A 15047-nucleotide genomic window follows, 5' to 3' on the forward strand; every position below is an offset into this window, starting at 1 on the left:
GTGAGAAGTCGTGTGTGCCGAACGCCGTTTCCGGCAGCCCGGAAACCGACGGTACTACATGAAAAGAATGCTGATTAACGCAACTCAACCCGAAGAGTTGCGTGTTGCACTGGTAGACGGCCAGCGCCTCTACGACTTGGATATCGAATCCGGTGCACGCGAGCAGAAGAAGGCCAACATTTATAAAGGCCGGATTACTCGCATCGAACCAAGCCTTGAGGCTGCCTTTGTCGATTTCGGCTCCGAGCGCCACGGCTTCCTGCCCCTCAAAGAAATCTCCCGCGAATACTTCAAGAAGGCCCCCGAAGGCCGCGTCAACATCAAGGACGTCCTGAGCGAAGGCCAGGAAGTCATCGTCCAGGTCGAAAAAGAAGAACGTGGCAACAAGGGCGCCGCCCTGACCACCTTCATCAGCCTCGCCGGCCGCTACCTGGTCCTGATGCCGAACAACCCACGTGCCGGCGGTATCTCCCGCCGTATCGAAGGCGAAGAGCGCAACGAACTGCGCGAAGCCCTGAACGGCCTGGTCGCACCCGCCGACATGGGCCTGATCGTGCGCACTGCCGGCCTGGGCCGCAGCAGCGAAGAAATGCAGTGGGACCTCGACTACCTGCTGCAGCTCTGGACCGCGATCAAGGAAGCCTCGCTGGATCGTTCCGCACCTTTCCTGATCTACCAGGAAAGCAACGTGATCATCCGCGCCATCCGCGACTACCTGCGCCAGGACATCGGCGAAGTGCTGATCGACAGTGTCGAAGCCCAGGACGAAGCCCTGACCTTCATTCGCCAGGTGATGCCGCAGTACGCCAGCAAGATCAAGCTCTACGAAGACAGCGTTCCGCTGTTCAATCGTTTCCAGATCGAAAGCCAGATCGAGACCGCCTTCCAGCGCGTCGTCGAACTGCCGTCGGGCGGCTCCATCGTCATCGATCCGACCGAAGCCCTGGTGTCCATCGACATCAACTCGGCGCGCGCCACCAAAGGCAGCGACATCGAAGAAACCGCCCTGCAGACCAACCTTGAAGCCGCCGAAGAGATCGCCCGCCAGTTGCGCCTGCGCGACATCGGCGGCCTGATCGTCATCGACTTCATCGACATGACCCCGGCCAAGAACCAGCGCGCCGTGGAAGAAAAGGTCCGTGAGTGCCTGGAAGCCGACCGTGCCCGCGTACAGGTCGGTCGTATCTCGCGCTTCGGCCTGCTGGAAATGTCCCGTCAGCGCCTGCGTCCATCCCTGGGCGAAAGCAGCGGCATCGTTTGCCCGCGCTGCAACGGCACCGGCATCATCCGTGACGTCGAGTCGTTGTCCCTGGCGATCCTGCGCCTGATCGAAGAAGAAGCCCTGAAGGACCGCACCGCTGAAGTTCGTGCCCAGGTGCCGATCCCGGTGGCCGCGTTCCTGCTCAACGAAAAACGCAACTCGATCACCAAGATCGAACTGCGCACCCGCGCCCGCATCGTGATCCTGCCGAACGACCACCTCGAGACGCCGCACTTCGAAGTGCAGCGCCTGCGTGATGACAGTCCCGAGGCCCACACCAACCAGTCCAGCTACGAAATCGCCGCGGCCGCCGCCGAAGTCGAAGACGTCCAGCCAGCTGCCGCCACCCGCACCCTGGTTCGCCAGGAGGCAGCGGTCAAGACCGCGCCGGCCCGTGCCAACGCTCCGGTCCCGACCGAAGCCGCCGCGCCGGTTGCCGCCCCAGCCGCAGCCCCGGAACCTAGCCTGTTCAAAGGCCTGGTGAAGTCCCTGGTCAGCCTGTTCGCCACCAAGGAAGAGCCTGCCGCCCCGGCCGTTGTCGCCAAGCCTGCCGCTACCGAGCGTCCGGCCCGCAACGAAGAACGCCGCAACGGTCGCCAGCAGACCCGCAACCGCAACGGTCGTCGCGACGAAGAACGCAAGCCGCGCGAAGAGCGTGCCCCGCGTGAAGAGCGCGCCCCCCGTGAGCCGCGTGAAGAGCGTCAACCACGCGAAGCCCGTGAGGAAGTTCCAGCGGTAGCCCGCGAAGAACGCGCACCGCGTCCGCCTCGCGAAGAGCGCCAGCCACGCGCACCACGTGAAGATCGCAAGCCGCGTGGCGAGCGTGAAGAACGTGTTCGCGAACTGCGCGAGCCTCTGGACGCCGCACCGGCTGTTGCTGCGACGCCTGCGACTCTTGCAGCAGAACGCCCGGCTCGCCAGCCTCGCGAAGAGCGTGCACCGCGTCCGCCGCGTGAAGAGCGCCAGCCGCGCGCCGAGCAGGCAGCCGCCGAAGCCAGCGAAGAGGAAGTACTGAACACCGAGGAGCAGTTGCAGGAAGACGGTCAGGACAGCGCCGAGGGCGATCGTCCACGTCGTCGTTCCCGCGGCCAGCGTCGTCGCAGCAACCGTCGCGAGCGTCAACGCGATGCCAACGGCAACGTGATCGAAGGCTCGGAAGAGTCCGAAGCCGGCGAGAACGCCGAAGCGCCTAGCGCTGCCGACCTGGCCGCCGGCCTGGCCGTCACCGCGGCAGTTGCCAGCAGCGCGATCAGCGCCCCAGCCGAGGCCCAGGCACACGAGCAGGCCGAACGGGCCACCGCTGCGGTGGAAGAGGCAGCGGTCGAAGCGCCAGTTGTCGAAGCGACCACTCCGGTAGAAATCACTGCTTCGCCAGAAGTGGAACTCGCACCGGTTCGTGAAGCCGAGCCGCAAGCCGAAGCCGCCGCCGAGCCTGCCCCGGTCGTCGAGCAGCCGGTGGTAGCCGCTGAAATGCCTGCCGAGGAAACCGCACCAGAGCCAGTACGCGAAGAGCAGACCGCTTTCAACTGGAACGCAGAGCCAGCCGCACCAGCGCCGGTTGCTGAACCTGAGCCGGTAGTAACCGTCGAACCGCAAGTGGTCGAGCCTGCGCCAATGGTCGAAGCGCCTGTGGTTGCCGAAGCAGTGGTTGCCGAAGCCCCAGCCCCGGTTGAAGCGCCTGCACCGGTCAGTGCCCTGACCCCTAACGGCCGCGCCCCGAACGATCCACGCGAAGTACGTCGTCGCAAGCGTGAAGCCGAGCGTCTGCAGAAAGAAGCTGAACTGGCCGCCGCAGCTGCCACTCAAGCGCCTGCCGCCGAACCGGCTCCGGTCGTGGAAGAAGTCGCCGAGGCAGCCCTTGCCCCGGTAGCTGAAGCCCCGACTGAATCGGCCCCGGTGATCGACGAACCTCAGCACGCCGCTGAAGAAGAAGTCGCTCCGCGTCACACTGAAGCCCTGGAAAAAGAGCACGAGCCTAAACCTCACGCCTGATTCCACCGCCCAGTAAAAAGCCCCGCCTGGTGATGCCAGGCGGGGCTTTTTTATTGTTCGGAAATTATGCTATTCCGTGTGGGAGCGAGCCTGCTCGCGAAAGCGGTGGATCAGCTTGCATCACTGTTGAATATCAGACCGCTTTCGCGAGCAAGCTCGCTCCCACAGGGGAATTGCAACCACCGTAAATTTACAATCCATCAAGAAATCTATCCGAAGATCAATGCCTCCGGCACGTCAATGTCCCAGGTCACACCAGGATCGTCCACCGACACCTCGACGGCTTGCGCCCCGGCGAATAACACCTTCGCACCACGGTCACCGGACAACGCCATCAACTGCGAGCCAAACCCACGACCAAATCCCACCGGATGCCCATACTCCCCGGCAAGAACCGGCACGCTGATGCCATCCTCGCGAATCCCTGCCGCCACCTTTTCAATGCTCGACGGCAGGATAAACGGCATGTCGCCCAGCACGATCAGCCAGCCAGCCACCTCCGGACAGGCCCGGACGCCGGCGGCAATGCTGTCGCCCAGGCCAGGCGAATCCAGCTCGATAAAATCGCATCCGTAGGCCTGGGCCATGCGAATGGCCTGCGGACGGTCATTGCGGGTGACCAGCACGCGCTTGTCCAGCGAGGCCGGCAGATTGACCAGCACGTGTTCGATTACCGAGCGCACCGCGCCGTCACGTCCTATGCAATCAGTCAGCAGCTTGTCCTTGTCAGGCCCGGCGACCTGGCGGAAACGGCGGCCCGAGCCAGCCGCGAGGATGATCACGCCAATGGACTCAGACATACCCTTCCCTCCTGGACTACAGCGGTTTCTTTTGGCGCAATTCGACGCCATTTTTGATCGCGACGATTTCCGCCAGCAGCGACAAGGCGATTTCCGCCGGGGTGTGGCTGCCGATGTGCAAGCCGATGGGCCCGTGCAGCCGCTCGATGGCTTGTGCTGACAAGCCTAGCTGAGCGAGGTTGTCCCGGCGCTTCTGGCTGTTGACCCGTGAGCCGAGGGCGCCCACATAAAAAGCCCTGGAATCCAGGGCGGTGAGCAAGGCCATGTCGTCCAGGCGCGGGTCATGGGTCAGGGCAACGATCGCGGTGCGCTCATCGGTCTCGATGCTCAGCACCGCCTCGTCGGGCATGCCCGGAACAAAGCGGCCATGCTGCTCTTCCCAACCGTAGACGAATTCCTTGCGCGGGTCGCAGATCAACACCTCGAAATCCAGCAACCGGGCCATTTCCGCCACGTAACGCGACAGCTGTCCGGCGCCGATCAGCAACAGCCGCCAGCGCGGGCCATAAATCGCCCGCAGCGTTTCGCCATCGAACACCAAGGCATCGCTTTTGCTCGCTGGTGTCAGCACCACAGCGCCGGTCGCGATGGTCAATTCCCGGGCGACTATTTCGTGGGCCTCGCACCGCGCCAGCAACTCGGCGACCCAGCCTGGATCGCCGACTCGCTCCTCCGTCAGGCGCAAGGTGCCGCCGCACGGCAAGCCGAAACGCGCCGCTTCCTCACGGGTGACACCGTAGGTGATGAGCTGCACGGGCGGGCCATCCGCCGGAATCCGGCCGTCGTGCAGCCGGGCGATCAGGTCATCCTCGACACAACCGCCCGATACCGAACCGATCACCACGCCGTCTTCGCGCAGGGCCAGCATAGCCCCCGGAGGTCTCGGCGCGGTGCCCCAGGTCTGGACCACGGTGAACAGCACCACCCGCTGCCCGGCGCGACGCCATTCCAGCACGCTGCGCAGCACGTTCAGATCAACGCTGTCCATCAGGCTTTGGCCTGCTGCCAGCCTTGCAACTGGTAACGCACAGGCAGATCACGGATGCGCTTGCCGGTGGCGGCGAAGATTGCGTTGCACAATGCCGGCGCGATCGGCGGCACGCCCGGTTCACCAACGCCTCCCAGCGGCACTTCGCCCGGCGGGGTGACCAGGTGCACGGCTACTTCCTTGGGTGCCAGGGACATGCGCGCCACTTCGTACATGTGGAAATTGTCCTGCTGGACCTTGCCGTCCTTGAAGCTGATCTCCCCGACCATCGCGTTGCCCAGGCCCATCACGCAGGCGCCTTCGAACTGCGAGCGGATACGCTCGGGATTGATCTGCGGCCCACAGTCCACGGCAATGTCCGCCTTGTGCACGATCACCGTGCCGTCATCCTTGACCTCGACCTCAATTGCCGCGGCCACGTAGGTGACGAAGCTGTAGTGCACCGCCAGCCCCAATCCTCGGCCCTTGGGCAATTCACGGCCCCAGCCAGCGGCCTTCGCGGCAGTCTCCAGCACGGTGCGGATCCGCGCCGTATCGATGGGATAACGCTCGGGCGATTCGCCGTAGTTCCAGCTGTCGTTCTGACTGTTGGGGTTGATCTTGCGGTCCGGCCCCAGCAACTTCAGATGGTACTTGAGCGGGTCCTGGCCGGCCTTGTGGGCCAGTTCGTCGATGAAGCTCTGGATCGCAAAACCATGGGGAATGTTCGACACCGAGCGGTACCAGCCAACCCGGGTATGGGCCACCGCCTCGGGGTTCTCCAGGCGCAGGTTGGGAATGGCATAGGCCATGTTGGTCACGCCCATGCCCACTTCGAACGGCGCTTCGTGGGTCATGCCCGGCGCGAACAGCGCGGTGATGGTCGGGGCCACGGTGCGATGCAGCCAACCGGAGGGCAGCCCGTCCTTGTTCAGGCCGGCCTTCAGGTATTCGGCCGATACGGTATGGAAATACGAGTGATGAATATCGTCCTCGCGGGTCCATTGCACCCGAACCGCCTGGCCGGGGAATTCCTTGGCGAGCACCGCCGCCTCGACGACGAAATCGGGTTTGGACTTGCGTCCGAAACCGCCGCCCAGCAATGTGATGTTTATCGTGACCTTCTCGAAAGCAATGCCCAGGCGTTCGGCGACGCGTTCGCGGGTGACCTGGGGTGCCTGGCTCGGTGCCCAGGCTTCGCATTGACCGTCCTTGAAGCGGGCGACCGCGACCATCGGCTCCATCGGTGACTGGGACAGGTGCGGCAGGTAGTAGGCAGCCTCCAACGTCGAATCGGCTTTGGCCAGTGCGTCGTCAAGATCGCCAGTGCTATGCAGGACTTTGCCCGGTTTCAGAGCAGCCGCTTGCAGTTCCTTGCGGTAGGCGATGGAGTCATAGCCGGCGTTCGGGCCATCGTCCCATTCGATTTTCAACGCTTCGCGGCCCTTGATCGCCGCCCAGGTGTTTTTCGCTACCACCGCCACGCCGCCCAGCGGCTGGAATTCGGAGGGCAAAGGGCGTCCTTCGATCTGCACCACCTTGATCACGCCCGGCACCTTCAACGCCGCGCTGCTGTCCACGCTCTTGACCTTGCCACCGTAGACCCGTGGGCGGGCCATGACGGCGTAAAGCATGCCGTCGAAATGCACATCGGCACCGAATACCGCTCGGCCGTTGACAATGTCCGCGCCGTCGATGGCACGGCTCGCTTCCTTGCCGATGTAACGAAACTCCGACGGCTGCTTGAGGCGCAGGCTGTCGCGGGCCGGAACCGGCAAGGCCGCCGCGGCGGCGGCCAACTCGCCATAACCCAGTTCGCGCCCCGAAGGTTGATGCACCACTTTATGCAGTTGCGCACGGCATTCGCCCACCGGCACTTTCCACTGGGCGGCGGCGGCCAATTCAAGCATGGTCCGGGCGGCGGCACCGCAGCGGCGCATCGGCTCGTACCAGTGACGCATGCTGCGCGAGCCGTCGGTGTCCTGGTTGCCGAAGCGCGCCTCATCAGCCGGCGCCTGCCTGACCTTGACGAGCGCCCAGTCGGCGTCGAGTTCGTCGGCCACCACCATGCTCAGGCTGGTGCGCACGCCCTGACCCATTTCCGAACGGTTGCAGATCACCGTGACGCTGCCGTCAGCGGCAATGCTCACGTAGACCTTGGGATCGTCGACCGCACCATGGGGCATGCCCTCGGCGCCGAACTTCTTCTCTTCGGCAAAGGCCTCCGGCAGCCCCCAACTGGCGGCCAGCACCAGCACGCCCGTGGCGCTGGCGCCCTTGAGGAAACCCCGACGACTGAGGTTGCTCAGCACAAAATCATTCGGCAAGCGGCTCATGCCTTGGCCTCCTTCAGGTGAGTGGAGGCCTGGCGGATCGCGGTCTTGATCCGGTTGTAGGTGCCGCAACGGCAGAGGTTGCCGACCATGGCCTCCTCGATCTGTTCATCCGTCGGGTTGGGATTGGTCTTGAGCAATGCCGTGGCGGACATGATCTGCCCGCCCTGGCAAAAACCACACTGGGCCACGGCGGTGTCCAGCCAGGCCTTCTGTACAACCTGGCCGACCGGGTCGACGTGCAGCGCATCAATCGTGCTGACGTTCTGGCCTTTCACCGAGCCGATCGGCGTGATGCAACTGCGCGCCGGGGCGCCATCGATGTGGATCGTGCACGCGCCGCACAGGCCCATGCCGCAGCCGAACTTGGTGCCGTTGTAACCGGCCACATCGCGGATTGACCACAGCAGCGGCATGTCCTCGGTGACATCCAGTTGATGATCTGTTCCATTGAGTTTCAGGGTAATCATGGGCACGCCCGCATTCGTTTCGAGTTATGGGGGTCGAGCAATCTGCCGTTTGGTGATCGGTTCGGTGTCGCAGACTGGCTCAGGCTGATCCGGCTCTCTTGTGCACACGTCAACAGCGTCTGCACCGGGCCTTGGGGATGCGTATGCTCGCATCGTCAGCCAATTAAATTAACCCAGGAACAAGCAAAACGCCCTGCACAATCCTGCACGAATGAGCGTGTGCAGGTCATGCAGGGCGTTTTTTTGTTCGCGCAGGGCCAAGCGCCTGTCAATACCGATTCGGCTCCATCTCCAGATCGACCTGGAAACGTTCGGCAATGTCCTTCTGGATCCGTTGAGCCAGGTCCAGCAATTGCAGGCCCGTGGCGTTGCCATAATTGACCAGCACCAGTGCCTGCAACTTGTGCACGCCAGCGTCGCCCTCGCGAAAGCCCTTCCAGCCGGCCCGTTCGATCAGCCAGCCGGCCGCGATTTTCATCTGCCCTCCAGGCTGTGGATAAGCCACCAGGTCAGGGTATTGCAGCTTGAGATGCGCCACATGACTGACCGGCACCAAGGGGTTCTTGAAGAAGCTGCCGGCGTTGCCGAGTACGGCGGGGTCCGGAAGCTTTTCGCTGCGAATGCTGCAAATCGCCCGGCTGACGTCCGAAGGCGTTGCCTGATCGATGCCTTGCTCGCTCAGGCGCTGGCGGACCGGGCCGTATTCCAGGTGCAGATGCGCGACACGACTGAGGGCAAAACGTACCCGCAGGATCAGCCAGCGTCCCGCCTGCTGCTTGAACAGGCTGTCGCGGTAGGCGAAGGCGCATTCTTCAAGAGTGAAGTCGCGCAACTCGCCGTTATGGCGATCCAGCGCGGTAAGGCCGGCGAAGACATCCTTTATCTCGACGCCGTAGGCACCGATATTCTGCATCGGTGCCGCCCCTACCGTACCGGGAATCAGGCTGAGGTTCTCCAGCCCCGACCAACCTTGCGCCAGCGTGTGCTGGACAAAAGGATGCCAGGGCTCCCCGGCCTCGGCCTCGATCACCACGCGTTCGCCGTCGTCGCTGAGCAGGCGGATCCCCCGACTGGCCATGCGCAACACCAGCGCGTCGATGTCGTCGGTCAATAGCAGGTTGCTGCCGCCGCCGATCACCAGCAACGGCAGATCATGCCCGGCGGCATAGACCAGCGCCTCGCGGACATCGGCATCGCTGTGGGCCTCGGCGAACAACCGTGCGGCGACGTCCACGCCAAAGCTGTTGAACGGCTTGAGGCTGACACCGGCCTGGACATGCAAGGTCATAACCGCCCCTTCACTTCGATGACCAGACGATCCGTGGCCTGTTCGATCAGGTCGAGCACCTGCTCGAAACCCTGTTCGCCGTCGTAGTACGGATCTGGGACATCATCGAGCTCAGCCTCGTAGCGACGCAGAAACAGATCGAGCTCGGCCTTGCCACTGGCCGGTTGCAGTGCCTTGAGGTTGCGCAGGTTATTGCTGTCCATCGCCAGGATCAGATCATAGGCGGCGAAATCGGCGCGGGTGACTTGCCGGGCCCGCTGGGCCGACAGATCGTAGCCACGTCGCAGGGCCGCGGCCATGCTGCGTTTATCCGGGGCCTTGCCGACGTGCCAATCACCGGTACCGGCAGAGGCGACTTCCACTTGCCCCTCCAGCCCGGCTTCGCGCAGCTTATGGCGCAAGATGCCTTCGGCGGTGGGCGACCGGCAAATGTTGCCAAGGCAGACGAACAGAACCCGCATCAAGCCTCCAGCAGGCGACGAACGCGCTCGAGGTCTTCGGCAGTGTCTACACCGGTCGGCGGCGCGATCAGCGCATCGGCGACATGGATCCGCACGCCATGCCACAACGCTCGAAGTTGCTCGAGGGCTTCGGTGTTTTCCAGCCAGCAGGGGCCCCAAGCGACGAAGTCCTGAAGGAAACCGGCGCGGTAGGCATAGATGCCGATATGGCGACGGTACGGCACGCCTTCGGGCAGCACTTCGCGGTCCTGAGCGAATGCCTCTCGGGCCCAAGGCAAGCTGGCACGACTGAACGTCAGTGCCAGGCCGTCGAGGTCGCTGACCACCTTGACCACGTTGGGATTGAACAGCGTCTGCACGTCCTCGATCGGCTCGGCCAGGGTGGCCATGCGCGCCTCTGGGTGCGCCGCCAGGTTCGCGGCGACCTGATCAATTACGCTCGGCGGAATCAGCGGCTCGTCACCCTGCACGTTGACGACGATGGCGTCGGGCGCCAGACCGAGTTTCCCAGCCACTTCCGCCAGGCGGTCAGTACCGGAGTTGTGATCCTCGCGAGTCATCACCACTTCGGCGCCAAAGCCCTGGCAGGCCTCCACGATGCGCGCGTCGTCCGTTGCCACCACCACACGCTGGGCGCTGCTCTTGCAAGCCTGCTCCCAGACATGCTGGATCATCGGCTTGCCGGCGATCAGCAGCAGCGGTTTACCGGGCAAGCGCGTGGAGGCAAAGCGCGACGGAATGACAACAGTAAACGCTGTATTCATTTATCCAGGCGCTCGTCGGTGGTCAGGGTACGGGCTTCGCTTTCGAGCATCACCGGGATGCCGTCGCGAATCGGATAGGCCAGGCCGGCGCCCTTGCTGATCAGCTCGGTCTTGTCGGCACTGAGCTTGAGCGGGCCTTTGCAGACCGGGCAAGCCAGGATATCGAGCAGTTTGGTGTCCATGAAATTCCCCTGGGTATAACGTTTTAAGGCAAGAGCCGATCCGGCAACAGGCGCATCAGCTGCGTATCGAACCAGGCCGCGAAGGCTGGCGAAGGCGCTGCGTCAACCGCCAGGTACCACCAGTCGGGCGCGGCGAAGGCACGGCATTTGACCGCGTCCTTTTCCGTCATGACCACTGGCAATGACGGTTCGAAATCGAAGGCCTGGGCACTGTATTCGGCATGATCGGCAAACCCGTGCGGTACAGGCCGCCAGTGTAGCGTTTCGAGGGTCTTGAAGAAACGCTGGGGATTGCCGATGCCGGCCACGGCATGCAGGGTCTGGCCGGGAGGAAAATGGTCGAGGGGGCGCCGCTCGCCGCTGGCCAGGTTGATCAGCGCGGTGGGCCGCAACTCGAACGCGAAGCCGTCCTCGCGATCAGCGCTGGCGCCGTTGAACAGCACGGCGTCGACCGAGCGCAGGCGCTCCACCGGCTCGCGCAACGGGCCGGCCGGCAGGCAACGGCGGTTGCCCAGGCCACGGGCGCTGTCGATCAATACCAGTTCGAGGTCGCGGGCCAGGCGGTAATGCTGCATACCGTCGTCGGACAGGATCAGGTCCAGCGGCTCGGCGTCCAGCAGCGCCCGGACAGCGCGGCTGCGATCAGGATCGATCATCAACGGCACGCCGCTGCGCTGGACGATGAGCAGCGGTTCGTCGCCCGCGACGTCGGCGCCCTGCTCGGCCTCGACTCGCCATGGCAATTGCGGCGGCCTGGCGCCGTAACCCCGGCTGACCACGCCGACCCGCAGGCCACTGCGCTGGCAATGCTCGATCATCCAGAGGATCAACGGCGTCTTGCCGGTGCCGCCGACGGTAATGTTACCCACCACAATCAGCGGCACCGGCGGCTGGTAGATCTCGCCCTCGCCCGCCAGGAAGCGCTCGCGCTTGCCGGTCACTACGCGTCGGTACAGCCATTCAAGCGGGCGCAGCAGCACCAGGGCGGGATGCCCCTTGTACCACGCGGCAAGCAATCGATCGGACATGGCCATCAAGGTGCCGGCGCCGCCTCGATCGTGGTCATGCGCAGGTGGCTGAAGCCGAGCTTGCCAGCCGCGTCCATGGCGGTGATGACCGATTGGTGAGGCGTCTTGCCGTCGGCGCTGATGGCCAGCGGCAGGTTGGTATCACCGCCGGACTCCCTCTGCAGCGCCTCGATCAGGCTCGCCAGGTCGCTCTTGGGCAGCAACTGGTTGTTCACCGAGAACGCGCCCTCGGCGCTGATGGTGACTTCCAGGTTTTTCAACTGCTGGTCCTCGGCCGGCGAGCCACTCACCGCTTGCGGCAGCTCAACCTTCAACTGGGTTTCCCGGGTGAAGGTGGTGGTCACGACGAAAAAAAGCAGCAGGATGAACACCACGTCGATCAGCGACGCCAGGTTGATCTCGATATTTTCCCGTGGTTTGCGGCGGAATTTCACTTCTTGCCCCCGGCCAGGTCCACGTCACGGTCGCCCTGCACCACCTCGACCAGCTTGATGGCTTCCTGCTCCATGCCCACCACCAGCTCGTCGACGCGGCGTTGCAGGAAGCGATGGAAGAACACCGCCGGAATACCCACCATCAGGCCCGCGGCGGTGGTGATCAGTGCCTTGGAAATACCGCCCGCCAGCACGGCGGCATTGGTCGTCATGCCGGAACCGGTGAACGCGCTGAAAATGTCGATCATGCCCAGGACCGTGCCCAACAGGCCCAGCAATGGCGACATGGCCGCGATGGTCCCAAGGGCATTGATGTAGCGTTCCAGGTCATGGATGACGCGCGCGGCGGCCTCCTCGATGCACTCCTTCATGATCTCGCGACCATGCTTGGAATTCGCCAGGCCTGCCGCGAGGATCTCCCCCAGCGGCGAGCTGGCTCGCAGTTCCTTGAGCTTGTCCTTGTTCAGCTGCTTGTCCTTGATCCAGACCCAGACCTGCCCGAGCAGATGCTCCGGGGTCACGCGGCTGGCCCGCAGGGTCCACAGGCGTTCGGCAACGATACCCAGTGCCGCGATGGAACTCAGAATGATCGGCAACATCATCCAGCCGCCGGATTTGACCAATTCCCACACAGTGACAGCCCCCTCGAAAAAGTGCGCCACTTTATCATACAGACTCGCTGTGCAGGCCCGCCCTGCCGACAACACGGCAAGAACGCTGCGCCAGATCAATGCTCCGACGCTGGCCCGGCGGGCGGCGGATCGCGCCAGTAACGGCGAATGCCCGCCTGCCCAAGCGCAGGTGTAAAGGCGCCGAGTTGCAGACGAATGGCACCTTGTTCAGCACTGTCGTAGATCACCATGCCCAAGCGTCGATAACGCTCCATCACCCACGGATGGGGATGGCCGAACGCATTGTTGCGCCCCCGGGAAATCAATACCGAATGGGGCTCGAGGCGCGCCAGCAGCGCCATCGACGATGAGCTGCGGCTGCCATGGTGCGGCGCTGCCAGCCACTGGGTCGGCATCGCCAAGGGACTGTCAAGCAAGGCCCGTTCGGCATGGGTATCGATATCTCCGGTCAGCAGCAACCGCTCGCCACCGGCCTCGACCAGCAAGACACAGGATTTCTGGTTGCTCTCGACAGCCGATGCCCAGCGCCACAGTTCGAACCTCACCCCGTCCCATTCCCAGCGTTCGCCGCTATCGCACGCCCCTGCCTGCAGATCGACGGGCAGCGCCTCGGGATCGCCGCTGACCACCCGACGGGTCGGCAATCCGTTGCGTACGGCTTGTGCACCGCCGGCGTGATCGGCGTCGGCGTGACTGAGCAGCAGCATGTCCAAGGTACGCACACCGAGCCTGTGCAAGGTCGGCACCACCACGCGCTCGCCCGCATCGGCGTCGCCAAAACGCGGCCCCGCGTCATAAAGCAAGACGTGCCGCTGGGTGCGCACGAGGATCGCCAGCCCCTGGCCGACGTCCAGTTGCCAGATTTCGGCTTGCCCGTGGGGTACTTCTTCCCGTGGGGGAAAAACCATCAGCATCAGCATCGGCCAACCCAGGATCCGCAGCGGTACGCCCTTGGGCAGCAACAGCAGCGCAGTGCCGAGCGCCGCCACGCACCAGGCCCACAGCGGCACCGCGGGAGGCACCCAGGCTGGCATCTGCCCGGCTGCCAGCGCGAGCGCCTTGAACAGCAGATCGAGCAAGCCGCCGGCAATCCAGAGAAGGCTCTCGCCTATGTAAGGTATCGGTAGCAACGCGGTGCCAAGCAAGGCCGAAGGCAACACCAGCAGACTGACCCAGGGCACCGCCAGCAGATTGGCCAACGGACCGCTGAGGCTGACCGGCAGCCCGAGGATCAAGAGTAGCGGGCACAGCCCGAGAGCAATCAGCCACTGGGCGCGGGTCCAGGTCTGCCACCAACGCCAGGGGCCCAGGCGACCGCCGAAGGTAAACATCAGAACGGCCACCGCGGCGAACGACAACCAGAACCCCGGCCGCAGGCTCGCCAGCGGATTGAGCAGCAGCACTGCCAGGAGCGCCAACAGCCAGGCTTTCCAAGGATCGGCCTGGCGAAAGCGCAAGCGCCACAGCAGCACCAGTCCGATCATCACACAGGCCCGCCGCACCGGCACTTCGAAACCGGCGAGCAGGCCGTAACCCAGCGCCGCGGTGAACGCCAGCACGCACGCCCAAGGCAGCCATGGCAACCACGCCGGCCAGACACCATGACGCGCCGCGCCGGCGACCAGCAGGTATACGAGGCCGGCGAACAGGCCGATGTGCTGCCCGGAAATGACCAGCAGATGGATCGTGCCGGTGTCTTGCAGCACCTGCCAATCTTCGCGACTCAACCCGGAGCCATCGCCAAGGACCAATGCCATCAGCGCCCCGGAACGCCCTTGGGCATCGACTTTCGCCAATGCCTGGCGCACCCCGTCGCGCCAGGCGCCCTGGGCCGGTTGCAGGCGTCGCCCTTGCTTGACGCTGCCGGTCGCGCCAATGCCGCGGCTCAACAGCCACGCCTCATAGTCGAAGCCATGGGGATTGAGCAGCCCCGCGGGTCGCTTGAGCTTTACCGCCAGGCGCCATTTCTCACCGCTGCTGACCGGCGGCCCGCCATACCAGGCCAGGCGCATCGAGGTTGGCAAGCGCGTGCGCCTTGACTGGATATCGGCCAATTCGAAACGCACCGTTCCATCGCCGTGTTGCGGCAAACCGACGACCCGCCCTTCGACCCAGCGCGTCTCGCCGTCCAGTGCGAAGGGCAACCGTCCGTCCAGTGCATGGTGTGCGGCGAGGCTCGCCCAGACCAGCCCGAAGAGGAAGCAACCCGCCGGGTACAGGCGAAACGGCAGTACCATCAACGCCAGCGTCGCCATGGCTGCGATCAGCCATGGCGACGGCAGTACCGGTAGAAAAACCGGGGCCAGCAGCCCCAGTGCAAGCGCGACCATTGCCGTGCGCATAAGCCCATCCTTGAGAGTCCCTCTCCAGGCTTAGCCGGTGCGGGGCACCGTGGGCGTTAACAATTGTCACAAAGTCTGAATCTCCCGGTTGTA

The 15047-nt window shown here is 64.2% G+C and carries 13 protein-coding genes; 1 reads left to right on the plus strand and 12 read right to left on the minus strand.

The features are described from left to right. Window positions 1-58: 58 nt before the first annotated feature. The gene (gene rne / locus J3P84_RS19215) at window positions 59-3253 is read left to right on the plus strand and encodes a ribonuclease E (protein WP_434625177.1); all 3195 of its coding nucleotides are present in this window, start codon (window positions 59-61) and stop codon (window positions 3251-3253) included. Between the two features lie 209 nt (window positions 3254-3462). Here rne and J3P84_RS19220 read toward each other — a convergent pair whose 3' ends face one another. From J3P84_RS19220 to J3P84_RS19275, 12 genes are all read right to left on the minus strand, one after another. Then, on the minus strand, window positions 3463-4053 hold the full coding sequence (locus tag J3P84_RS19220) for a nucleotidyltransferase family protein (RefSeq protein ID WP_434625179.1): 591 nt from the start codon (window positions 4051-4053) through the stop codon (window positions 3463-3465). A 16-nt stretch (window positions 4054-4069) separates the two neighbouring features. Beyond that, entirely contained in the window at window positions 4070-5041 is a 972-nt protein-coding gene (locus J3P84_RS19225) for an XdhC family protein (RefSeq protein ID WP_434625181.1), read from the minus strand. Next, window positions 5041-7356 (minus strand): molybdopterin cofactor-binding domain-containing protein, encoded by a 2316-nt coding sequence (locus J3P84_RS19230; protein ID WP_434625183.1) that lies wholly within the window; start codon window positions 7354-7356, stop codon window positions 5041-5043. Before J3P84_RS19230 ends, J3P84_RS19225 begins: the two co-directional genes overlap by 1 nt. Beyond that, complete coding sequence (locus J3P84_RS19235) at window positions 7353-7823, minus strand: (2Fe-2S)-binding protein (RefSeq protein ID WP_434631431.1); 471 nt, start codon at window positions 7821-7823, stop codon at window positions 7353-7355. The genes J3P84_RS19230 and J3P84_RS19235 overlap by 4 nt, the downstream gene beginning before the upstream one ends. Before the next feature lie 268 nt (window positions 7824-8091). Continuing rightward, window positions 8092-9111 carry a UDP-N-acetylmuramate dehydrogenase gene (gene murB / locus J3P84_RS19240; protein WP_434625185.1) on the minus strand — a complete coding sequence of 340 codons (1020 nt, stop codon included), beginning with the start codon at window positions 9109-9111 and terminating at the stop codon, window positions 8092-8094. Then, window positions 9108-9572 (minus strand): low molecular weight protein-tyrosine-phosphatase, encoded by a 465-nt coding sequence (locus J3P84_RS19245; RefSeq protein WP_434569365.1) that lies wholly within the window; start codon window positions 9570-9572, stop codon window positions 9108-9110. Before J3P84_RS19245 ends, murB begins: the two co-directional genes overlap by 4 nt. After that, window positions 9572-10336 carry a 3-deoxy-manno-octulosonate cytidylyltransferase gene (gene kdsB / locus J3P84_RS19250; protein ID WP_434625188.1) on the minus strand — a complete coding sequence of 255 codons (765 nt, stop codon included), beginning with the start codon at window positions 10334-10336 and terminating at the stop codon, window positions 9572-9574. The genes J3P84_RS19245 and kdsB overlap by 1 nt, the downstream gene beginning before the upstream one ends. After that, window positions 10333-10518 carry a Trm112 family protein gene (locus J3P84_RS19255; protein WP_003179363.1) on the minus strand — a complete coding sequence of 62 codons (186 nt, stop codon included), beginning with the start codon at window positions 10516-10518 and terminating at the stop codon, window positions 10333-10335. The genes kdsB and J3P84_RS19255 overlap by 4 nt, the downstream gene beginning before the upstream one ends. A gap of 23 nt (window positions 10519-10541) precedes the next feature. Further along, window positions 10542-11552: a tetraacyldisaccharide 4'-kinase gene (lpxK, locus tag J3P84_RS19260; RefSeq protein WP_434625190.1), complete on the minus strand. Its 1011-nt coding sequence runs from the start codon at window positions 11550-11552 to the stop codon at window positions 10542-10544. Further along, the gene (locus tag J3P84_RS19265) at window positions 11552-11980 is read right to left on the minus strand and encodes an ExbD/TolR family protein (protein WP_434569368.1); all 429 of its coding nucleotides are present in this window, start codon (window positions 11978-11980) and stop codon (window positions 11552-11554) included. Before J3P84_RS19265 ends, lpxK begins: the two co-directional genes overlap by 1 nt. Further along, window positions 11977-12612: a MotA/TolQ/ExbB proton channel family protein gene (locus J3P84_RS19270; protein ID WP_305496069.1), complete on the minus strand. Its 636-nt coding sequence runs from the start codon at window positions 12610-12612 to the stop codon at window positions 11977-11979. The genes J3P84_RS19265 and J3P84_RS19270 overlap by 4 nt, the downstream gene beginning before the upstream one ends. Window positions 12613-12707: 95 nt before the next feature. Further along, window positions 12708-14954, minus strand: coding sequence for a DNA internalization-related competence protein ComEC/Rec2 (locus tag J3P84_RS19275; RefSeq protein ID WP_434625193.1), 2247 nt, complete (start codon window positions 14952-14954; stop codon window positions 12708-12710). Between the last annotated feature and the right edge of the window lie 93 nt (window positions 14955-15047).

It is taken from the genome of Pseudomonas sp. Z1-29 (assembly GCF_051131995.1).
Taxonomy (GTDB): Bacteria; Pseudomonadota; Gammaproteobacteria; order Pseudomonadales; family Pseudomonadaceae; genus Aquipseudomonas.